The sequence below is a fragment of the Cellulomonas hominis genome, from assembly GCF_014201095.1.
Classification (GTDB): Bacteria; Actinomycetota; Actinomycetes; order Actinomycetales; family Cellulomonadaceae; genus Cellulomonas; species Cellulomonas hominis.
This window is the reverse complement of the sequence record NZ_JACHDN010000001.1, coordinates 1,748,320-1,768,955: the sequence shown is the minus strand read 5'-3', so window position 1 is coordinate 1,768,955 and position 20,636 is coordinate 1,748,320. Positions and strand designations below refer to the sequence as shown.

Sequence of the window (20,636 nt, the reverse complement as noted above, 5' to 3'; positions counted from 1 at the left end):
GATGGTCTCCAAGTACTTCGGTGCATCGGCCGGACGTCCGGCCAGGTCGGTGTGCCCGTGCTCGACTGCTCCGGTACCCACGTCGTCGACGCGGCCGACGTCGGGGCACGCCAGCAGGAGCCATCAGGAAGGCTGGTCAACGTTACGTCGCCCGTGCGCGAGGGTCAAACCGCGAGGACGGGGCCCCGCGCGCCGGGGCGGACCCCGGTACCCACCCGGGACCGCTCACCCTCTCCCGTGCGCCTCCGCGGCCCACTAGCATCGACGCTCGATGCGTCCCGCAGCGACCGGTCCCCACCCCGTGGACAGGATCACCCGGCCCTGTGGACAAGTACGCACCTGAGGGGCACTCCGACCGCCTGCGTGGCCGGGAACTCCCGTGATCCCGCGTCACGCACAGGTGTGGACAAGTCTGTGGATGCACCACCCGGTGCGTGCGACACTCGACCACGCCACACACGACGGCAGCGAGGTACAGGTGTCAGGACAGGACGATCAGCTGGGCCAGGTCTGGTCGGCCGCGATGGCGCAGCTCGAGGTGAGCCCGGACATCACGCCGCGCCAGCTCGCCTTCGTCCGGCTCGCGAAGCCGCTCGGCCTGCTCGACGGGACGATGCTGCTGGCGGTCGGCAACGACCTGACCAAGGACTACCTGGAGACGCGGGTCCGGCAGGAGGTCTCCGACGCCCTCGCCACCGCCCTCGGCCGCGAGGCCCGGTTCGCGATCACCGTCGACCCCTCGCTGGAGACGGGCGCCGCCGGCCTCACCGCCACGCCGCCGACGGCCCGGGGCCCGGAGGACGAGCCCGTCCCCGCCGCAGCGCCGGCCGCCACGGGCCACCCGAGCACCGGGGACAGCGCGCACGTCGAGCCCGTCCGCGCCGAGCCGTTCCGGCGGGAGCCCGCCGGCCCGACGCCGAGCGTCGAGCCGGCCCGCCTGAACCCGAAGTACCTGTTCGAGACCTTCGTCATCGGCTCGTCCAACCGGTTCGCGCACGCTGCGGCCGTGGCCGTGGCCGAGGCCCCCGCGAAGGCGTACAACCCGCTGTTCATCTACGGCGACTCGGGTCTGGGCAAGACGCACCTGCTGCACGCCATCGGGCACTACGCCCGGAACCTGTACCCGTCGGTGCGGGTGCGCTACGTGAACTCCGAGGAGTTCACCAACGACTTCATCAACTCCATCTCGGAGGGCAGGGCCGGGGCGTTCCAGCGCCGCTACCGCGAGGTGGACGTCCTGCTCATCGACGACATCCAGTTCCTGCAGGGCAAGGAACAGACGATGGAGGAGTTCTTCCACACGTTCAACACCCTGCACAACGCGAACAAGCAGATCGTGCTGACGTCCGACCTGCCGCCGAAGCAGCTCAACGGCTTCGAGGACCGGATGCGGTCCCGGTTCGAGTGGGGACTCATCACCGACGTCCAGCCGCCGGACCTCGAGACCCGCATCGCGATCCTCCGGAAGAAGTCCGCCAACGACAAGCTCCAGGCGCCGGACGACGTCCACGAGTACATCGCCTCCAAGATCTCGACGAACATCCGCGAGCTCGAGGGCGCGCTGATCCGGGTCACGGCCTTCGCGAACCTCAACCGGCAGCAGGTGGACCTGTCGCTGGCCGAGATCGTGCTGAAGGACCTCATCACCGACGACGACCAGGCGGACATCACCGCGACGGCCGTCATCGGGCAGACGGCGGCGTACTTCGGCCTCACGATCGAGGACCTGTGCGGGTCGTCCCGCTCGCGCGTCCTGGTGACCGCCCGGCAGATCGCGATGTACCTGTGCCGCGAGCTCACCGACCTGTCGCTGCCGAAGATCGGCCAGGCGTTCGGCGGCCGCGACCACACCACCGTCATGCACGCGAACCGCAAGATCCGCGAGCTCATGGCCGAGCGGCGCTCGATCTTCAACCAGGTCACCGAGCTGACCAACCGCATCAAGCAGGAGAGCCGCGGCTGACCGCCGTCCCGCGCCTCGTCAGGACCCCCGCACCGACCCCGGAGCGGGGGTCCTCGCGCGTCCGGGCGCGGGGCCGTTCGCGCACGTCCCCGCAGGGCGCAGGAATCAGCCCTGGGACGATTACGCACACCTGTGGACGAGTCTGTGGATACCGGTGGACGACCCCCCTGATTCGTGTGGACGGATCCTGCTGCCTCTGGGGACGCAGAAGCACGGCTCCGGCGTCGTCCACCTCCGTCCGCGTCGTCCCCAGCGGGTCCACAGGCGCCGTGCACACCGCGCTCAAGGCGCCCACCAGCACGAATACCCGTCGTCCCCAGGATCCACAGAAGCGACGATGACGACGACAGAGGTCTAGGAAGAAGATCCACAGCCCGTCAAGGCCCTGCCGGGCCGACCGAGCCGACCTCACGACCCCACGCCGTCCCGCAGGAGGAGCCGGCTCCGCCGGCGCCCGGACGACGCGGTTGTGGACGACCTCGACGGCCCCGGAACGTGCGTCAGGCGTCGTCCGGAGCACGGACGTCCCCGGCCGGTCGCCGCGTGGGCCGCGACCCTCTCGCGCACGTCGCGTCCTGGCGAACGCTCACGGCCCGACGCCGTGATCCACAGGCCCGCAGTTCGGTACCGGAGGCCTGGTCACTCGCGTAGTGTTCGGGGGAACCCTGCCCGCGTCCATGCACGGGGTCGACCAGCACCAGCAGCACCAGCAGGGATCCCGCGATCCCCCGACCGAGAGGGTGGGGCATGAAGTTCCGCGTCGAACGCGACGTCCTCGCAGAAGCCGTCACGTGGATCGCCCGCAGCCTGCCCACCCGTCCCCCGGTCCCCGTGCTGGCCGGCGTCCGCATCGAGGCCGGCACCGACGGCGTGCTGCGCCTCGCGAGCTTCGACTACGAGGTCTCCGCCCGGTCCGAGATCGCGGCCGACGTCAGCGAGCCCGGGACGGTCCTCGTCTCCGGCCGCCTGCTCGCCGAGATCTCCCGCGCGCTGCCGGCCAAGCCGGTCGACGTGCACCTCGAGGGCACCAAGGTCACCGTCACCTGCGGCGCGAGCCGGTTCACGCTCCTGACCATGCCGGTCGAGGAGTACCCGCAGCTCCCTGCGATGCCCGCCCTGACCGGCACGGTCGACGGCGACGAGCTCACGAAGGCCGTCGCCCAGGTCACCGTCGCCGCCAGCCGGGACGACACCCTCCCGCTGCTCACCGGCGTCCGCGTCGAGATCGAGGGCGAGAAGGTCACGCTGCTCGCGACCGACCGCTACCGCCTCGCGCTCCGCGAGCTCACGTGGAAGCCGGCGTTCCCGGACGTCTCCCAGATCGCGCTCGTGCGCGCCCGGACCCTCTCGGATGCCGCGAAGTCCCTCGGGGCCTCCGGCTCGGTCAACGTCGGCCTCGCCACGGGCCAGGGCGTCGACCTCATCGGATTCGAGGCCGGCGGCCGCCACACCACGTCGCTGCTGGTCGACGGCGACTACCCCGCCGTGCGCCGGCTGTTCCCGGACGAGTCGCCGATCCACGCCGTGGTGAACACGCAGCTCCTGGCGGACGCCGCCAAGCGCGTGGCCCTGGTCGCGGAGCGGAACACCCCGATCCGCCTGACCTTCTCCGACGGCCAGGTGGTCCTGGACGCCGGGCAGGGCGACGACGCGCAGGCGTCCGAGGCCCTCGAGGCCACGCTCGTCGGCGACGACATCGCCGTCGCGTTCAACCCGCAGTTCCTGCTGGACGGCCTCGGCGCGCTGACCACGTCGTTCGTCCGGCTGTCGTTCACGCACCCGAACAAGCCGGTGGAGTTCACCGGCCAGGAGTCGCTCGAGGGCGAGGACCTCAAGGAGTACCGCTACCTCCTGGTCCCCATCCGCTTCGCCTCCTGACGGGTTCCTGCGTCCCGCCGGTGTGACCGGCGAGACGCGCGCATCGGTCGTCAGCCTCCGGGCACGGCAGGAGAATGACGGGCGAAGAAGTCGCCGCCGGGCCGTACGCGCCCGACGGCGGTCGGGCGAGGAGAGGTGGAGCGATGCGGATCGGCCTGGTGGGTCTGGGCAGGATGGGCGCGAACATGCGCGACCGGATGCGGCGCGCGGGGATCGACGTCACGGGCTACGACCGGAACCCGGAGGTCTCCGACGTCGCGTCGCTCGCCGACCTCGTCGCGGCGCTCCCGGCCGGTGAGCGGATCGTCTGGGTGATGGTTCCGGCCGGCGCGGTCACGCACGGTGTGATCGACGAGCTGGGCGGCCTGCTGACCGCCGGCGACCTCGTCATCGACGGCGGCAACTCGTACTTCGGGGACGACAAGGGCCACGGCGAGCAGCTGGGCGCGAAGGGGATCCACTTCCTCGACGTCGGCGTCTCCGGCGGCGTGTGGGGCCTGGCGAACGGCTACGGCCTCATGGTCGGCGGCGACCAGGCGCAGGTCGAGCGCGCGATGCCGCTGTTCGACGCGCTGCGCCCTGAGGGCCCGCGCGAGGAGGGCTTCGTGCACGCCGGGGCGATCGGCGCCGGGCACTACGCGAAGATGGTGCACAACGGCATCGAGTACGGCCTCATGCAGGCCTACGCCGAGGGCTACGAGCTCCTGGCCGCGAAGGACATCGTCACCGACGTCGCCGGCACGATGAAGGCCTGGCAGCGCGGCACGGTCGTGCGCTCCTGGCTGCTCGAGCTCCTGGTCAAGGCGCTCGAGGAGGACCAGGACTTCGAGGCGATCGACGACTGGGTCGCCGACTCGGGCGAGGGCCGCTGGACGGTGGACGAGGCGATCGAGGCCGCCGTCCCGCTGCCCGTGATCACCGCGGCGCTGTTCGCGCGGTTCCAGTCGCGCCAGGAGGAGTCCCCCGCGATGAAGGCGGTCGCCGCGCTCCGCCAGCAGTTCGGCGGGCACGCCGTCCGCGCGGCAAGCGCCCCGATCTCCGGCGACGCCCCCGCGGGCGTGCGCTCGGAGGGCTGACGCCCCGTCGATGTACGTCTCGCACCTGTCCCTGACGGACTTCCGGTCGTACCACCAGGTCGACCTGACCTTCGAGCCGGGGATCACCGCGCTCGTCGGGCCGAACGGGCAGGGCAAGACGAACCTCGTCGAGGCGATCGGCTACGTCTCGACGTTCTCGAGCCACCGCGTGCCGACCGACGCCCCGCTCGTGCGTGCGGGCGCGCCGGCGGCCGTGGTCCGCTCCCGGATCGTGCGGGCGCAGGACGACGGCTCCGAGCGGGCGCTCGTCATCGACATCCAGCTCGGGTCGGGCCGGTCGAACCGCGTGAAGCTCAACGGCGCGCCGTCCCGGGCCCGCGACGTGGTCGGCGCGCTGCGCTCCGTGCTGTTCGCGCCGGAGGACCTCGCGCTGGTCAAGGGCGACCCGGACGGCCGGCGCCGGTTCCTCGACGAGCTCGCGGTGCAGGTGACGCCCCGGCTCGCGGGGGTGTTCTCGGAGTACGACCGCGTCGTGCGGCAGCGGACCGCGCTCCTGAAGTCGGCGGCGGGGTTCCGCGGGTCCCGGTCGAACCTCGACCTCAGCACGCTCGACGTGTGGGACGCCAAGCTCGCGGAGCTCGGGGCGCAGGTGGTCGTGGCCCGGCAGGCGGTGATCGCCGCGCTCGACCCCTACGTCGGCGACGCGTACGAGCGGGTCTCCGAGGGCCAGGGTGCCGCGCGGGTCGGGTACCGGTCCTCGCTCGCGGCCGCGCTGGCCGACGACGGCGGCGGTCCGGGACCCGGGACCGGACCGGGACCGCACGAGGGCGCGACCCCGCAGGCGGTCGAGGAGCAGATGCTCGCCGCCCTGGCCCGGGTGCGCCCCAAGGAGCTCGAGCGGGGCGTGTGCCTGGTGGGCCCGCACCGCGACGACCTCACGCTGACGCTCGGCGACCTGCCCGCGAAGGGCTACGCGAGCCACGGGGAGTCGTGGTCGTTCGCCCTGGCGCTGCGGCTCGCGTCCTACGACCTCCTCACCCACGGGCCGCGCCCCGGGACGGACGGCGAGGTGGCCGGCCTGTGGGTCGCCGACTCCGGGCCCGACGGCGAGCCGGTGCTCATGCTCGACGACGTGTTCGCCGAGCTCGACGCCCGGCGCCGCGAGCGGCTGGCCGAGATGGTCGCGGGCGCGCGCCAGGTGTTCGTGACGGCGGCGGTGCCGGGCGACGTGCCCGCGCGGCTGGCCGGTGCCCGGTACGACGTGCTGGCGTCGGAGGTCGCCCGTGCCGGCTGACGACCCCACCCCCACGCCGCCGGCCGGCCCCGAGGACGGGGCGGCGCCGGAGGTCGACCCCGCCGTCCCGGTCGCGGAGCAGCTGGAGATCACGCCGGCCGCGCAGATGGCGAAGATGTCGCTCGCCCGGTTCCGGTCCGTCGCCCGGTCGAAGGGCTACCGGCCCGGCCAGCAGGCCCGCGGGCGCTCGCCCCTGTCCCCCGCCGAGCGCGGCGGCCCGGGCGTGCACCCCCGGGACCCGCAGACCGTGTCCGCCACGATGGCCTCCCTGTTCCGGGACCGCGGCTGGGTGCAGGAGGTGTCCGTCGGCGGGGTCGTCGGCCGGTGGCGGGACGTCGTGGGCGACCAGATCGCCGACCACTGCACGCCGGAGACGTTCGCCGAGGGGGTCCTCGTGGTCCGGACCGACTCGACGGCGTGGGCGCAGCAGCTGAAGATGCTGGCCCCGCAGCTCGTGCGGCGGATGGCGGAGGACGTCGGCGAGGGTGTCGTGAAGGACGTCCGGGTGCTCGGTCCGGCCGGCCCGGGCTTCGGCCGGGGCAAGCGCTCGGTGCGCGGCCGCGGCGCCCGCGACACGTGGGGCTGACGACGCGCGGGAACGCGTCCACAGGGCAGGCGGTTCACCGGGGGTTCCGGCGCGGGGCAGGGTACACTGGGAATTGACATGTCTGGCGCGTCTGCGCCGGTCCAGGACGCACGATCTCCGTCGTCGTGGAGTGATCCGCTCTCCCACCGGGTAGACGGGCGCCTCCGCCGCGTACGAGAACTGAGGAGCACCACCGCCCGTGGCTGACCAGAGCCCCTCCACCGGACCGAACCCCACCACACCCGGAGGGGCGGTGAACGGGACTCCCGCCTACGACGCGTCCGCGATCACGGTCCTCGAGGGTCTCGAGGCGGTCCGCAAGCGTCCCGGCATGTACATCGGCTCCACCGGCGAGCGCGGCCTGCACCACCTGGTGTACGAGGTCGTCGACAACTCCGTCGACGAGGCCCTGGCCGGCTACTGCGACCACATCGAGGTCACGCTGCTGGCCGACGGCGGCGTGCGTGTCGTCGACAACGGCCGCGGCATCCCCGTCGCGATCCACCCCACCGAGGGCCGGCCGACCGTCGAGGTCGTCATGACCATCCTGCACGCGGGCGGCAAGTTCGGCGGCGGCGGCTACGCGGTGTCCGGCGGCCTGCACGGCGTCGGCATCTCCGTGGTGAACGCGCTGTCCACCAAGGTGCAGACCGTCGTGAAGCGCGACGGCTTCGCCTGGGAGATGGACTTCGCGGACGGCGGCAAGCCGGCGAGCGAGCTCCGCAAGGGCGAGGCGACCACCGACACCGGCACGTCGCAGACGTTCTGGGCCGACCCGAGCATCTTCGAGACGGTCGAGTTCGACTTCGAGACCCTGCGCTCCCGGTTCCAGCAGATGGCCTTCCTCAACAAGGGCCTGCAGATCTCGCTGACCGACGAGCGCCCGCAGCACACCGACACCGACGACGAGGTGGCCGGCAGCGACGGCGTCACGGAGGCCCCGTCGACCGCCCGCAAGGTCACGTACAAGTACGACGGCGGCCTGGTCGACTACGTGAAGCACCTGAACTCCGCCAAGAAGGTCGACCTGGTGCACCCCGAGGTCATCGACTTCGAGGCCGAGGACACCGAGCGCAAGATCTCGGTCGAGGTCGCGATGCAGTGGACCAGCGCCTACTCGGAGTCGGTGCACACCTACGCGAACACCATCTCCACCACCGAGGGCGGCACGCACGAGGAGGGCTTCCGCGCGGCGATGACCTCGCTGGTCAACCGCTACGCGCGCGACAAGGGCATCCTCAAGGACAAGGACGACAACCTCACCGGCGACGACATCCGCGAGGGCCTGACGGCCGTCGTGTCGATCAAGCTCGGGGAGCCGCAGTTCGAGGGCCAGACCAAGACCAAGCTCGGCAACACCGAGGCCAAGACCTTCGTGCAGCGCGTGGTCAACGAGCAGTTCGGCGACTGGCTGGACTCCCACCCGAACGAGGCCCGGGACGTCATCCGCAAGGCCATCCAGGCCTCCCAGGCGCGGCTCGCCGCCCGCAAGGCCCGCGAGGCCACCCGTCGCAAGGGGTTGCTCGAGTCGAACTCCATGCCGGGCAAGCTCAAGGACTGCCAGTCCAACAACCCGGCCGAGTGCGAGATCTTCATCGTCGAGGGCGACTCCGCCGGCGGCTCCGCGGTCCGCGGCCGCAACCCGCAGACCCAGGCGATCCTCCCGCTGCGCGGCAAGATCCTCAACGTCGAGCGGGCCCGGCTCGACCGGGCGCTCGGCAACGCCGAGGTCCAGGCGCTCATCACGGCGTTCGGCACCGGCATCGGCGAGGACTTCGACATCTCGAAGCTCCGGTACCACAAGATCGTGCTCATGGCCGACGCCGACGTCGACGGCCAGCACATCCGGACCCTGCTGCTCACGCTGCTCTACCGGTACATGCCCGAGCTGATCCTCAAGGGCCACGTGTACATGGCGCAGCCGCCGCTGTTCCGCATCAAGTGGTCGAACTCCCCGCACGACTACGTGTACTCGGACCGGGAGCGCGACGCCGTGCTGGCCGACGGCCAGGCGAACGGCAAGCGGATCCCCAAGGAGAACGGGATCCAGCGCTACAAGGGTCTGGGCGAGATGGACTACTCGGAGCTCTGGGAGACCACCATGGCCCCCGAGCACCGCACGCTGCTGCAGGTCACGCTCGACGAGGCGGCCGCGGCGGACGAGATCTTCTCCGTGCTCATGGGCGAGGACGTCGAGTCCCGCCGCTCGTTCATCCAGCGCAACGCGCGCGACGTGCGGTTCCTGGACATCTGACTCGCCCCACCCCGGCGCGCCGCGCCGGGCCGTCCCACCGAAGGACACTGACCTGTGACTGAGCTGACCGGCGACAACATCGAGCACGGCCGCATCGACCAGGTGGACCTGCAGCTCGAGATGCAGCGGTCCTACCTGGACTACGCGATGGCCGTCATCGTGGGCCGCGCGCTCCCGGACGTCCGCGACGGCCTCAAGCCGGTGCACCGCCGCGTCCTGTACGCCATGTACGACGGCGGCTACCGCCCGGACCGCCAGTTCTCGAAGTGCTCCCGCGTCGTCGGCGACGTCATGGGCAAGTACCACCCGCACGGCGACACGGCGATCTACGACGCCCTGGTCCGCCTGGTGCAGGACTGGTCGCTGCGGTACCCGCTCGTCGCCGGCCAGGGGAACTTCGGCTCGCCGGGCGACGACCCCGCGGCCGCCCCGCGGTACACCGAGTGCAAGATGGCCCCGCTCGCCATGGAGATGGTCCGGGACATCGACGAGGACACCGTCGACTTCCAGGACAACTACGACGGCCGCACCCAGGAGCCGTCGATCCTCCCGTCGCGGTTCCCGAACCTGCTGGTCAACGGCTCGGCCGGCATCGCGGTCGGCATGGCGACCAACATCCCGCCGCACAACCTGCGGGAGGTGGCCGAGGGCGTCCGCTGGCACCTCGACAACCCGGAGGCGTCGAAGGAGGAGCTGCTCGCCGCGCTGCTGACGCGCGTCAAGGGCCCCGACTTCCCCACCGGCGCGACGATCCTCGGGCACAAGGGCATCGAGGAGGCCTACCGGACCGGCCGCGGCTCGATCACGATGCGCGCCGTCGTCGAGGTCGAGGAGATCCAGGGCCGCATCTGCCTGGTCGTCACCGAGCTGCCGTACCAGGTCAACCCGGACACCCTGGCGAAGAAGATCGCCGACCTCGTCCGCGAGAACCGGGTCCAGGGCATCGCGGACATCCGCGACGAGACCTCCGGCCGCACCGGCCAGCGCCTGGTCATCGTGCTCAAGCGCGACGCCGTCGCCAAGGTCGTGCTGAACAACCTGTACAAGCACACGCAGCTGCAGGACACGTTCGGCGCCAACATGCTCGCCCTGGTCGACGGCGTGCCGCGCACGCTCAGCCTCGACGCGTTCATCCGGCACTGGACGGCCCACCAGCTCGACGTCATCGTCCGGCGGACGAACTTCCGGCTGCGCAAGGCCGAGGAGCAGATCCACATCTACCGCGGCTACCTCAAGGCGCTGGACGCGCTGGACGAGGTCATCGCGCTCATCCGCCGCTCCCCCGACGCCGACGAGGCACGCACCGGCCTGATGGCGATGCTCGACATCGACGAGGTCCAGGCGAACGCGATCCTCACGCTGCAGCTCCGCCGGCTGGCCGCCCTCGAGCGCCAGAAGATCCTCGACGACTACGCCAAGCTCGAGGCGGAGATCTCCGAGTACCGCGGCATCCTGGCCTCGCCGGAGCGCCAGCGCGGCATCGTCCGCGAGGAGATGGACGAGATCGTCGACAAGTACGGCGACGAGCGCCGCACGACGATCCTGCCCTTCGACGGCGAGGTCTCCGTCGAGGACCTCATCGCCGAGGAGGAGATGGTCGTCACCATCACCCGCGGCGGCTACGCCAAGCGCACCCGGTCGGACAACTACCGGGCCCAGCGCCGCGGCGGGAAGGGCGTCCGGGGCGCGCAGCTGCGCGAGGACGACATCGTCGACCACTTCTTCGTGACGACGACGCACCACTGGTTGCTGTTCTTCACGAACCTCGGCCGCGTGTACCGCGCCAAGGCGTACGAGCTGCCCGAGGGCGGCCGCGACGCCAAGGGCCAGCACGTCGCGAACCTGCTGGCGTTCCAGCCCGGCGAGAAGATCGCCCAGGTCCTGGACCTGCGGGACTACGAGCAGGCCGAGTACCTGGTGCTCGCCACCAAGCGCGGCCTGGTGAAGAAGACCCGGCTGGCCGAGTACGACTCGAACCGCTCCGGCGGCGTCATCGCGATCAACCTGCGCGAGGACGAGGACGGCCTGCCCGACGAGCTGGTGTCCGCCCGCATCGTCGACTCCGTGAACGACCTGATCCTCGTGTCCCGCAAGGGCCAGTCGCTCCGGTTCACCGCGACCGACGAGGCGCTGCGCCCGATGGGCCGCGCGACGTCCGGCGTGACCGGCATGAAGTTCCGCGCCGACGACGAGCTGCTCGCGATGGACGTCGTCCGCGAGGAGGCGTTCCTGTTCACCGTCACGCAGGGCGGCATCGCCAAGCGCACCGCCCTCACCGTGGAGAACTACCGCGTGCAGGGGCGCGGCGGCCTCGGCATCAAGGTGGCGAACCTCCCGGAGGCGAACGGTGACCTCGTCGGCGCCCTCGTCACCGACGCGGACGACGAGGTGCTGGTCATCATGGAGCGCGGCAAGATCGTCCGCTCCGCGACCTCCGAGGTGAACGCGACCGGCCGCACGACCCAGGGCGTCATCTTCGCGAAGCCCGACAACGGGGACCGGATCATCGCGGTGGCACGCAACATCGAGCGTCACCTCGGCGACGAGGCGGGTACCGTGGGTGAGACGGGCGAGCCGGACGTGACGTCCGCGGCCCTCGAGGACACCAGCGCCACCACAGCTCCGGACGCCCCGGTGGCTGACGAGACCTCCGAGGAGGATGCGTGAGCGACACGCCTCCGTCGATCCCGCCCCGCAAGGGCGGCGACGCCACCGACAAGCCGTCGGGCGGCGCGCGCACCACGACCGACTCGGCGAAGCGCGGCGCCGGCACGGCCACCGCCGCGACGCCGGCGGCGACGTCCGCGCCCGCGGCCGGCAAGGGCGCCCCGGCGTCCTCCGGCAGCGCCTCGGCCCCGGCGCAGGCCGCTCCCGCGCCGTCGGGTGCCCCGGTCGGCTCGTCGGCCGCGCCGAAGCCCGCGACGTCCCCGCGACCCGCCGGCGACACCCCCGCGCCGCGGCCGGCCGCCACGGGGACCGGTGGTCTCACCGGCACCGGCCCGCGGCGGGTGCGCCTGGCGGTGTCCAGGGTCGACCCGTGGTCCGTGATGAAGCTGTCGTTCCTCATCTCCGTCGCGATCGGCATCATGGTCGTCGTCGCGAGCGCGGTCGTGTGGCTGACCCTGGACGGGCTCGAGGTGTTCGCCCGCCTGGACGGCCTCATCACCGAGATCCTCGCGGATTCAAACTTCGACCTCATGGACTACGTCCAGTTCGACCGGGTCATCTCGGTCGCCACGCTGGTCGCCGTCCTCGACGTCTTCCTCATCACCGCCCTGTCGACCATCGGCGCGTTCCTGTACAACATCACGGCCGCCCTGGTCGGGGGCGTGCACGTGACGATGACCGACGAGTGAGGTGGCGGTTTGGGCGGGTGGCCCCTGCTGGGGTAGTCTCGTCCGGCACGCCCGGCGTGCGAACGGGCCTATAGCTCAGACGGTTAGAGCGCTTCCCTGATAAGGAAGAGGTCAGAGGTTCAAGTCCTCTTAGGCCCACTCCCGAGCCCTGGGGGACCCCATGAAGAAGCTCCTGCTCCTGGCGGCGGTCGCCGTCGCGGGATACGTCGCCTGGACGCGGTACACCGCCGAGCGCGACGACCGAGACCTGTGGGCCGAGGTCACCGACCCGGTCGAGTAGGGCTTCTCCCCCGTCACCACCCGCACCACCGCGCTCTGCGGTCGTGCGCGGGGCCATGGCGCAATTGGTAGCGCACCTGCTTTGCAAGCAGGGGGTTAGGGGTTCGAGTCCCCTTGGCTCCACACAGCAGCATCCCCGGCCCGCTAGCGTGACCGCGTGAGCACGCCCGGAGCGACGTATCCCCCGCCCCCCGGCACCGGACGGTGGGGCCGGGCCGCCCGCGACGCGTGGAGCGTCCAGGTGCGGTGCCAGGCGGTGGTCGGGGGGCTCGGGCTGGTGGCGGCCCTGGCCGTGGCCGTCCTCATGGACCTCGACTCCGCCGGCCTGATCGGCTTCGTGTGGCTCGTGCACGCCGTGGTCACGCTCGTCGTGGGCTACCCCGTCGGCGTGGTCGTGGGCCGGCTGCTGCCGGACGACGCGACGGCGGCCGCTGCGGGCTGGTGGTTCGCGCTGGCGGGGGCGGTGGCCGCGCTGGCCCTCATGCTGGCGTTCGGGCCCGGCGGGGTCGTGCTGTACGTCCCGCTCGGCGCGGCCGTCGCGGGCGGAGCGCGGGCGTGGGCGCACGGGGCGATCGCACGCCGGCACGCGGGGCTGCTGCCGGTCGCCTGAGCGCCGCCGCCCGCCCGGACGGCGAAGGGCCCGGTACCCCTCGGGGTACCGGGCCCTGCTCGCGTGCGTGCCGGTCTCAGACCTCCGGGGTCGTGCCCTCGGCGGCGTCGGTGTCCGGCTTCTTCGGGGCGGCCCGGCGCTGGGTCGCCTTCTTCGTCGCCTCGGTGACCTTCTCGGTGGCGTCGGCGACGCGCTCCTCGACGTCCTCGCGCACCTCGGCGACCTTCTCCGCGGCCTTCTTGGTCGCCTCCCGCCCGCGGGCCACCGCCTCGCCGGCGGCCTCCCCCACGGCCTCGGCGGCGTCGCCCGCCCGGGCGCGGAACTGGTCGGCGGCAGGGGCCTCGGGCTCCCACGGCTCGGCCCACGGGTCCGTCGTCGTGCGGGTCCGGGTCCAGGCGAAGACCGCGGCGCCCGCGCCGACCAGCGTCGCGAACAGGAAGAACCGCTTGGCGCCCTTGTGCTGCTTCTTCTCGGCCTGCTTGGCGGCGGCGGCTGCGGCTGCCGCTGCGGCGGCGGCACGGGCCTTCTTCTTGCCCGCCTCCTGGTCCGCGACCTGCTCGACCACGGCACCCGCGCGCTCGGCGGCGTCGTTGACCGCCTGCACGAGCTTGGGCAGCAGGTCCTCGACGAGCTTGTCGTGCGCGGTGTCGATGACCGGGCCGGCCTTCTCCGCGGCCTTCTCGACGCGCGGGGCCGCGGCCTTCACGCTCTCCTTGTAGAGGTGGTCGATGCGCGGGATCAGCCACTCGACGGCCGCCTCGACGCGCGGCTGGGTCCACTCCAGCGCGTGCTCGGCGGCCCCCTTCGCGGCGACGGCGGCGTCCGCGGCCTGCACCTTGGCGGTCGCGGCCAGCTTGCCGGCGCCGTCGGCGGCCCTGGTCCCCGCGTCCGCGAGCACGGCGGCGGCCTGCTCCTTCACGCGCTCGGAGGTCAGGTGGTCGGTGACGGTCTCGAGCTTGCTCCGTCGGGTCAGGAAGGCCATGTCCACACACTCCCGCTCAGCTGGTCCGATGACGTCCCACTCTGCCACCGTCGCGGCTTCCGCGCAGGTGGCAGGCGCGTGTTCGTCCCGCGTGAACACCCGATCCTCACCGGGTCGGCGCACAGCGGTCCGTGACAGGATGACGGGCATGCACGCGACCCTGCACACGAACCGTGGCGACATCCGCCTGGAGCTCTACCCGAACCACGCCCCGAAGACCGTGGAGAACTTCCGCGGCCTCGCGACCGGCGAGAAGGAGTGGACCGACCCGGCGACGGGCGAGAAGCGCACGTCCCCGCTCTACGACGGCGTGGTGTTCCACCGCGTCATCGACGGCTTCATGATCCAGGGCGGCGACCCCCTGGGCTCCGGCCGCGGCGGCCCGGGGTACACCTTCGACGACGAGATCCACCCCGAGCTGCGGTTCTCCGAGCCGTACCTGCTCGCGATGGCGAACGCCGGCCTGCGCCGTGACCCCATCACCGGCCAGGTCGGTGGCACCAACGGGTCGCAGTTCTTCATCACCGTGACCGCGACGCCGCACCTCAACGGCAAGCACACGATCTTCGGCAAGGTCGCCGACGACGAGAGCCGTGCCGTGGTCGACGCGATCGCCACCACCCGCACCCGCCCGGGCGACCGGCCGGTGGAGGACGTGGTCATCGAGTCGGTGACGTTCGAGTCCTGACCCCTCGATGACCCACCCGCAGCCGGGCCCTGCCGCTCCCGCCCCGCCGCCGGTCTGCCCGCGGCACCCCGACCGCATCGCGTACGTGCGGTGCCAGCGGTGCGGGCGGCCGACGTGCCCGGAGTGCCAGCGCCCGGCTGCGGTGGGCATCCAGTGCGTCGACTGCGTGCGTGACGCGGCGAAGGCCACGCGTCCCGCGCGCACGGCGTTCGGCGGCCGCATCACCACCGGCCGGCCCGTCGTGACGCTCACCCTCATCGGGCTGTGCGTCGTGTCCTACGTCCTGCAGCTCACCACGCCGACGTGGACGCAGGACCTCGCGTTCGCGCCCGTCGTCGGCGAGGCGGAGCCGTGGCGGTTCCTCACCTCCGCGTTCCTGCACTCCCCCGGCCAGATCCTGCACATCGCGTTCAACATGGTCGCGCTGTGGTCGGTCGGGCCGTTCCTCGAGGCGATGCTCGGGCGCTGGCGGTTCCTCACGCTCTACCTGCTGAGCGCCGTCGGCGGTTCCGTGATGTTCCTGGTGCTGGCGTCGCCGTACTCCGCGGCGTGGTTCACGGGGCTCGTCGGGGCGTCGGGGGCCGTGTTCGGCCTGTTCGGCGCGGTGCTGGTGGTGCTGCGACGCACCGGGCGCAGCGCCGGCGGCATCGTCGGCGTGCTCGTCATCAACGCGGTGCTCGGGTTCGTGCTGCCCGGGGTGGCCTGGCAGGCGCACCTCGGCGGCCTGGTCGTGGGCGCCCTGCTCGGGACGGCGTACGCCTACGCCCCGCGGGACCGGCGGTTCGCGGTCTCCGTCGGCGCCAGCGTCGGCGTCGGCCTGCTGCTCGTGGCGGCCGTCCTGGTGAGCTACGCGCGGGTCTGACGCCCGTCCCCAGCGTTGCTCACAGCTGTGGAATTACACCCGTGTAGTTATCCACAGGGTTGTGCACCCCTGGGGAAACGGCCCGCGCGGCCTGGGGACAACGGGTCCCGGGCTGGGGACGACGCGGTGGGCGCCGGTCCCCGCCCCGGCCGCGCGGCGGACCGCTCACTTCCAGCGGGTGGCCATCCCCAGGCCGCCGAGCGCGAACGCGAAGCCGATCGCGAGGTTCCACGAGCCGATGCCCGGGATCGGGTAGTCGAAGCTCGTCAGGTACGTGACGACGATCCACACGAGACCGAGCACCAGGAGCCCGACCAGCACCGGCACGAACCACGGCGGGTTGACCGCCGGACCGGCAGAGCGCTCGGGCGGCGCGGTGTAGTGCGACTTCTGCCGCGTCCTCGACTTGGGCACGGGATGCTCCTGACCTCGACCGGCTGACCTTCACAGGTGCTCCCGCCGTCCGCCTGTGGACGCACGCACGGAAGCCACGAACGTGGCCTAGCGTAGTGGCGAGACCGAGGGGGAGAAGCGTGCCCGACGAGCACCCCGAGCGCCAGGTCCACGGCGCACACGCGGCGAGGCCCGCCGCGGGCGACGGGGTGCCCGGCGACAGGCCGGGCCAGGCGGCGGAGACCGCCGACCGGCTGCACGCCGCGCGCGAGCACGCCCAGCACCGCCTGACCCGGCACCGGCGCAGCCGGGCGCTGCGGGGCACCGTGTCCGTCGCCCTCGTCATGGCGCTGTCCGGCGCGCTGTTCACCGCGAACGCCCGCCTCGCCAGCGGCACGAACACCCGCCAGCCGCAGGACCTCGCCGGGCTGCAGGCCAACGAGGACGCGCGGCGCGAGCGGCTCGCCGACGACGTCGCCGCGCTCCGGGCCCAGGTCGACGCGCTGACCCGCGAGCAGACGGACACCGTCGGCCTCGAGTGGCAGTCCGCCGGCACCGCCTACGACATCGCGTCGGGCCGGCTCGCCGTGACCGGCACCGGGATCACCGTCTCCCTCGACGACGCACCGGTGGACGGCCCGCGGCCCGCGGGCACCGGGCCGGACGACCTCGTCGTGCACCAGCAGGACCTGCAGGCCGTCATCAACGCCCTGTGGGCCGGGGGAGCCGAGGCGATGGCCCTCATGGACCAGCGGGTCATCTCCACGAGCGCGTTCCAGTGCATCGGGAACGTCCTGTCGCTGCAGGGACGCCGCTACTCGCCGCCGTACGTCGTCACCGCCGTCGGCGACCCCGAGGAGCTCCTCGACGCCCTGGACGCCGACCCCGCGGTCCGGGCGTACCGGTCCTGGGTGGACGCCGTGGGGCTCGGGTGGTCGGTGACCGAGCCGGGCGGCGGGGTCGAGGTGCCCGCCTACGATGGGTCGGTCGACATGAGGTACGCCAGCGTGCCGTCCGGCACGGAGGTCCTGCCCGGGCTCGTGGCCGGCGACGACGCCACGACGAGCCCCGACCAGGGCCGGGAGGACACCGAGGGATGAGCGGCACGGAGGTGTCCTGGCCGACGGTCGACGGGCCCGACGGCGGGCGCGGGGGACCCGCGCCGACCCGGCGTGACGCGCGTCGGGCGGAGCACCGCCCGCGGGGTCGCCGGGGCGGCGGGTTCGTGCTCGGCGCCGTGGGCGTGCTCGGCGAGCTCCTCATCACCGCCGGCGTGCTGCTCCTCGCGTTCCTCGCGTGGCAGCTGTGGTGGACCGACGTCGTCGCCGACCGCGACCAGGCTCGCATCGTCGCCGAGCAGGGCTGGGACGAGCCGCTCGCCCCGCTCGAGGCCGACGAGGGTCCCGCCGTCGTCACGCCCCGGTACGACGAGCCGCCCGTCATGGAGGAGCCGCCGTACCTCACGACGTTCGCCTCGATGCGCGTGCCGCGCTGGGACGGCGAGCCGACCCGGACCATCACGCAGGGCACCGACCGGCCCAACGTGCTGAACCCGCTCGGAGTCGGGCACTACGAGGGCACCGCCATGCCGGGCGGCGTCGGGAACTTCGCGCTCGCCGCGCACCGCACCACCTACGGCAAGCCGTTCAACCGGATCGCGGAGCTCCAGGAGGGCGACCCGATCGTCGTCTGGACCGACGAGGCCTGGTACGTCTACCGCGTGACGTCCTCCGAGATCGTCCTGCCGCAGGACGTCCAGGTGATCGCGCCGGTGCCGAACCAGCCGGGGGTCGAGCCCACCGAGCGGTACATCACCCTGACCACCTGCCACCCGATGTTCTCCGCCCGCGAGCGGTACATCGTGCACGGCGTCCTGGACTACTGGGCACCCCTGGACGAGGGCGTGCCCGCCGAGCTCGTGGAAGGCACCTGAGATGTACGGATGGCTCTGGCGGCACCTCCCGGGCCCGGCGGTGGTGCGCGTGCTCCTGCTGCTGGTGCTCGCGACCGCGGTGCTGGCCGCGTGCTTCGTCTGGGTGTTCCCGTGGCTGGCCCCGTACATGCCGTTCAACGACACCACCGTGGGGGAGTGACCCGATGAGCCGCATCCTCGTGGTCGACAACTACGACTCGTTCGTCTACACGATCGTCGGGTACCTCGACCAGCTCGGCGCCGAGACCGTCGTCGTCCGGAACGACGCCGTCCCGCCGGCGTCCGAGCGCGCCGGTTTCGACGGCGTGCTGGTCTCGCCCGGACCCGGCACCCCGTCGGAGGCCGGCGCGTCCATGCAGGTCATCCGCGACTGCGCCGAGGCCGGCACCCCCATGCTCGGCGTCTGCCTCGGGCACCAGGCGCTCGGCGAGGTCTTCGGCGGCACCGTCACGCACGCCCCCGAGCTCATGCACGGCAAGACCAGCCTGGTCGCGCACGACGGGCAGGGGGTGTTCGACGGCCTGCCGACGCCGTTCACCGCCACCCGGTACCACTCGCTCGCCGTCGTGGACGGGACGCCGTCCGACGAGCTCGTGGTCACCGCCCGGGCGAACGGCATCATCATGGGCCTGCAGCACCGGACGCTGCCGCTGCACGGGGTGCAGTTCCACCCGGAGTCCGTCCTGACGGAGGGCGGCCACCGGCTCCTCGCGAACTGGCTGGCCCTCACGGGCGCCGACGACGCGGTCGCCCGCTCCGCCGACCTGCACCCCCTCGTGCGCCCCTGACCGCGGCGCCCCCGACCCCCCGCTCCTGAACCTCGGCCCCGGCGCGTCGCCGACGCCGGCTGCGCCCGCGCCGACTCCGTGCCGCGAGCCGGGGCCGCCCATGCCCGCGACCCGCTGCTCGCTGCCCGGGTGCTCACCACCGACCGGCCCGGCGTCCGCCGCCGGGCGTCCGCCGACCGAGCGTCCGCCACCGGGTGTCCGCCGCCGGGCGTCCGCCGACCGGGCGTCCGCCGCCGGGGGTCCGCAACCGGGCGTCCGCCGAGATCGGCACTCCCGACCGGGATCGGTCGGTGCAACGGCCGATCTCGGTCCGATCGACCGATCTCGGCGGGCCTCGGGGCGGCGCGGCTGGTGGCGAGCGACGCAGATCGAGCATGGCTGAGATGCGCCGGATGCGCGTGATCCGGCCTCACCGAGATGCCGACGTGCCTGGGGACCATGGCCGCAGGCCCCATTCTGTGGATAACTCGGTGACCGCGCGGGCGCCTGCTGCACGGTCGGAGCATGACCTCGCACGAGCGCCCCGCCATCCGCAGATCGTCGTCTCTCCTGGAACGCCTCCCCGGTGAGGGCCCGCCACTCCGGCCGTCGCCGGCCGTCGTGCTGCCCGCCGTCCCGCGCGTCCTGCGAGCCGGCGACCTCCCACCGGACGTCCTGCGCACACGGGTCAGGGACGGCTCGCTGATGCGAGTCCTGCGCGGGGTCTACGCGGAAGTGTCCCCCGACGGACTGCCCTGGGACCTCGCCCGCAGCCGGGTCCTCGCTCGGGCCGCGGCGCTGCACGCGGTGCGGACCGGCGACCACTGGTTCAGTCACCGCACAGCCGCGTTGCTGCACGGGTGCCAGCTCGTGGCCGTTCCCGACGACGTGGACGTCACGGCGCTCTCGGCACCGCGGGCGTCGCGTACGGGGGGCCTCCGCGGCGTGCGGGAGCACTGGACGAGCCGTGCGACTCGCGCAGCAGAGGTCGACCGGACCGCCTCGCTCCCGGTGTCGCCGATCGAGCGGACAGCGGTGGACTGCGCTGCGACGCTCGACCGGGCGCACGGGCTCGTGGTCGCCGACTCCGCGCTCCGTGCCGGGGCGGACCCGGCCGTCATCGACGAGATGCTGGCGGCGGCCGCCGGCGACCGTGGCGTCCGCCGCGCGCGGGAGGTCCTGGCGTTCGCCGACGCGAGGTCGGAGTCACCCGGGGAGTCCCTGCTGCGCTGGCACGTGCGCGCGGCGGGTCTCCCGGCGCCGGATCTCCAGGTCGCCGTGCCGACACGGCTCGGGTGGCGGTGGGTCGATCTGGGGTGGCGGGAGGAGCGGGTCGCCCTCGAGTTCGACGGCCGGCTCAAGTACGGAGGGAGCGCGCAGGAGTCGAGCGCCGCGGTCGATCAGGAGAAACGCCGGCAGGACGCGCTCGAGGACGCGGGGTGGATCGTCGTCCGGTTCACCTGGGCGGACCTCCGGCACCCGGAGGAGGTCGGACCGCGGGTGGGCAGGGCGCTCCGCTCCGCTCACAGCCGTCGCCGCTGACGCCGGGTGGTCCCGTCGCCGCTGACGCCGGGTGGTCCCGTCGCCGAGATCGGTTGCCGCGACCGAGATCGGCGCCTCCAGCGACCGATCTCAGCGCGGACGACCGATCTCGGCGCACAGGGTGGGACAACGGGGGCCCCGCGCGGGCGGGCAGGCCGGACGGCGCAGGCCCCGCGCCCTCCGGGAGGGGCGGGGCCTGCGGGGCGTGCGGC

Annotated in this window: 19 protein-coding genes and 2 tRNA genes; 19 read left to right on the top strand and 2 right to left on the bottom strand. The window is 72.8% G+C overall.

Going from position 1 to position 20,636, the window contains the following annotated elements:
- The first annotated feature begins 523 nt into the window (after window positions 1-523).
- The 12 genes from dnaA (at window position 524) to HNR08_RS08320 (ending at window position 13,257) form a co-directional block, all read left to right on the top strand.
- On the top strand, window positions 524-1,963 hold the full coding sequence (gene dnaA / locus HNR08_RS08370; protein ID WP_246803157.1) for a chromosomal replication initiator protein DnaA: 1,440 nt from the start codon (window positions 524-526) through the stop codon (window positions 1,961-1,963).
- Between the two features lie 747 nt (window positions 1,964-2,710).
- Window positions 2,711-3,841 carry a DNA polymerase III subunit beta gene (gene dnaN / locus HNR08_RS08365; RefSeq protein ID WP_146840036.1) on the top strand — a complete coding sequence of 377 codons (1,131 nt, stop codon included), beginning with the start codon at window positions 2,711-2,713 and terminating at the stop codon, window positions 3,839-3,841.
- 74 nt (window positions 3,842-3,915) lie between these two features.
- Window positions 3,916-4,917 carry a phosphogluconate dehydrogenase (NAD(+)-dependent, decarboxylating) gene (gene gnd / locus HNR08_RS08360; protein WP_183834942.1) on the top strand — a complete coding sequence of 334 codons (1,002 nt, stop codon included), beginning with the start codon at window positions 3,916-3,918 and terminating at the stop codon, window positions 4,915-4,917.
- A gap of 10 nt (window positions 4,918-4,927) precedes the next feature.
- Window positions 4,928-6,172, top strand: a complete 1,245-nt coding sequence (gene recF, locus HNR08_RS08355) for a DNA replication/repair protein RecF (RefSeq protein WP_146840822.1) — start codon at window positions 4,928-4,930, stop codon at window positions 6,170-6,172.
- The gene (locus HNR08_RS08350) at window positions 6,162-6,758 is read left to right on the top strand and encodes a DciA family protein (protein ID WP_246803223.1); all 597 of its coding nucleotides are present in this window, start codon (window positions 6,162-6,164) and stop codon (window positions 6,756-6,758) included. The genes recF and HNR08_RS08350 overlap by 11 nt, the downstream gene beginning before the upstream one ends.
- A gap of 253 nt (window positions 6,759-7,011) precedes the next feature.
- Window positions 7,012-9,012 carry a DNA topoisomerase (ATP-hydrolyzing) subunit B gene (gene gyrB / locus HNR08_RS08345; RefSeq protein WP_246803222.1) on the top strand — a complete coding sequence of 667 codons (2,001 nt, stop codon included), beginning with the start codon at window positions 7,012-7,014 and terminating at the stop codon, window positions 9,010-9,012.
- A gap of 54 nt (window positions 9,013-9,066) precedes the next feature.
- Complete coding sequence (gyrA, locus tag HNR08_RS08340) at window positions 9,067-11,679, top strand: DNA gyrase subunit A (protein ID WP_168431239.1); 2,613 nt, start codon at window positions 9,067-9,069, stop codon at window positions 11,677-11,679.
- A complete protein-coding gene (locus tag HNR08_RS22645) occupies window positions 11,676-12,368 on the top strand; it encodes a DUF3566 domain-containing protein (RefSeq protein ID WP_146837737.1) in 693 nt (230 codons plus the stop codon). Before gyrA ends, HNR08_RS22645 begins: the two co-directional genes overlap by 4 nt.
- A 64-nt stretch (window positions 12,369-12,432) precedes the next feature.
- A tRNA-Ile gene (locus HNR08_RS08330) sits at window positions 12,433-12,506 on the top strand.
- A gap of 22 nt (window positions 12,507-12,528) precedes the next feature.
- A complete protein-coding gene (locus HNR08_RS21265) occupies window positions 12,529-12,648 on the top strand; it encodes a DLW-39 family protein (RefSeq protein ID WP_210737316.1) in 120 nt (39 codons plus the stop codon).
- A 49-nt stretch (window positions 12,649-12,697) separates the two neighbouring features.
- Window positions 12,698-12,770, top strand: a tRNA-Ala gene (locus HNR08_RS08325).
- Window positions 12,771-12,804: 34 nt separating this feature from the next.
- The gene (locus HNR08_RS08320) at window positions 12,805-13,257 is read left to right on the top strand and encodes a hypothetical protein (RefSeq protein WP_146837735.1); all 453 of its coding nucleotides are present in this window, start codon (window positions 12,805-12,807) and stop codon (window positions 13,255-13,257) included.
- A 76-nt stretch (window positions 13,258-13,333) separates the two neighbouring features.
- Here the strand turns inward: HNR08_RS08320 and HNR08_RS08315 are convergent, their stop codons facing one another.
- The gene (locus HNR08_RS08315; RefSeq protein WP_146837733.1) at window positions 13,334-14,239 is read right to left on the bottom strand and encodes a hypothetical protein; all 906 of its coding nucleotides are present in this window, start codon (window positions 14,237-14,239) and stop codon (window positions 13,334-13,336) included.
- A 148-nt stretch (window positions 14,240-14,387) separates the two neighbouring features.
- On the opposite strand from HNR08_RS08315, the gene HNR08_RS08310 reads away from it, so the two are divergent.
- On the top strand, window positions 14,388-14,927 hold the full coding sequence (locus tag HNR08_RS08310) for a peptidylprolyl isomerase (RefSeq protein ID WP_146837731.1): 540 nt from the start codon (window positions 14,388-14,390) through the stop codon (window positions 14,925-14,927).
- Between the two features lie 166 nt (window positions 14,928-15,093).
- Entirely contained in the window at window positions 15,094-15,789 is a 696-nt protein-coding gene (locus tag HNR08_RS08305; RefSeq protein WP_307724258.1) for a rhomboid family intramembrane serine protease, read from the top strand.
- A 165-nt stretch (window positions 15,790-15,954) separates the two neighbouring features.
- Here the strand turns inward: HNR08_RS08305 and HNR08_RS08300 are convergent, their stop codons facing one another.
- Entirely contained in the window at window positions 15,955-16,203 is a 249-nt protein-coding gene (locus tag HNR08_RS08300; protein ID WP_146837727.1) for a cell division protein CrgA, read from the bottom strand.
- Window positions 16,204-16,322: 119 nt separating this feature from the next.
- Between HNR08_RS08300 and HNR08_RS08295 the strand changes: the two genes are divergently transcribed.
- From HNR08_RS08295 to HNR08_RS08275, 5 genes are all read left to right on the top strand, one after another.
- Window positions 16,323-17,282, top strand: coding sequence for a DUF881 domain-containing protein (locus HNR08_RS08295; protein WP_246803063.1), 960 nt, complete (start codon window positions 16,323-16,325; stop codon window positions 17,280-17,282).
- Window positions 17,279-18,115, top strand: a complete 837-nt coding sequence (locus tag HNR08_RS08290; protein WP_146837725.1) for a class E sortase — start codon at window positions 17,279-17,281, stop codon at window positions 18,113-18,115. Before HNR08_RS08295 ends, HNR08_RS08290 begins: the two co-directional genes overlap by 4 nt.
- 1 nt (window position 18,116) lies before the next feature.
- Window positions 18,117-18,275, top strand: a complete 159-nt coding sequence (locus HNR08_RS08285) for a hypothetical protein (protein ID WP_168431789.1) — start codon at window positions 18,117-18,119, stop codon at window positions 18,273-18,275.
- 4 nt (window positions 18,276-18,279) lie between these two features.
- The gene (locus HNR08_RS08280; protein WP_146837722.1) at window positions 18,280-18,903 is read left to right on the top strand and encodes an aminodeoxychorismate/anthranilate synthase component II; all 624 of its coding nucleotides are present in this window, start codon (window positions 18,280-18,282) and stop codon (window positions 18,901-18,903) included.
- Window positions 18,904-19,917: 1,014 nt separating this feature from the next.
- The gene (locus HNR08_RS08275; RefSeq protein WP_146837719.1) at window positions 19,918-20,424 is read left to right on the top strand and encodes a hypothetical protein; all 507 of its coding nucleotides are present in this window, start codon (window positions 19,918-19,920) and stop codon (window positions 20,422-20,424) included.
- The last annotated feature ends 212 nt before the right edge of the window (window positions 20,425-20,636 follow it).

Excerpts from the sequence above, each read along its gene's own strand:
- dnaA (WP_246803157.1), top strand. The coding sequence starts at position 524 with ATGGCGCAGCTCGAGGTGAGCCCGGACATCACGCCGCGCCAGCTCGCC.
- dnaN (WP_146840036.1), top strand. The coding sequence starts at position 2,711 with ATGAAGTTCCGCGTCGAACGCGACGTCCTCGCAGAAGCCGTCACGTGG.
- gnd (WP_183834942.1), top strand. The coding sequence starts at position 3,916 with ATGACGGGCGAAGAAGTCGCCGCCGGGCCGTACGCGCCCGACGGCGGT.
- recF (WP_146840822.1), top strand. The coding sequence starts at position 4,928 with ATGTACGTCTCGCACCTGTCCCTGACGGACTTCCGGTCGTACCACCAG.
- HNR08_RS21265 (WP_210737316.1), top strand. The coding sequence starts at position 12,529 with ATGAAGAAGCTCCTGCTCCTGGCGGCGGTCGCCGTCGCGGGATACGTC.
- HNR08_RS08315 (WP_146837733.1), bottom strand. The coding sequence starts at position 14,239 with ATGGCCTTCCTGACCCGACGGAGCAAGCTCGAGACCGTCACCGACCAC.
- HNR08_RS08310 (WP_146837731.1), top strand. The coding sequence starts at position 14,388 with ATGCACGCGACCCTGCACACGAACCGTGGCGACATCCGCCTGGAGCTC.
- HNR08_RS08290 (WP_146837725.1), top strand. The coding sequence starts at position 17,279 with ATGAGCGGCACGGAGGTGTCCTGGCCGACGGTCGACGGGCCCGACGGC.
- HNR08_RS08285 (WP_168431789.1), top strand. The coding sequence starts at position 18,117 with ATGTACGGATGGCTCTGGCGGCACCTCCCGGGCCCGGCGGTGGTGCGC.
- HNR08_RS08280 (WP_146837722.1), top strand. The coding sequence starts at position 18,280 with ATGAGCCGCATCCTCGTGGTCGACAACTACGACTCGTTCGTCTACACG.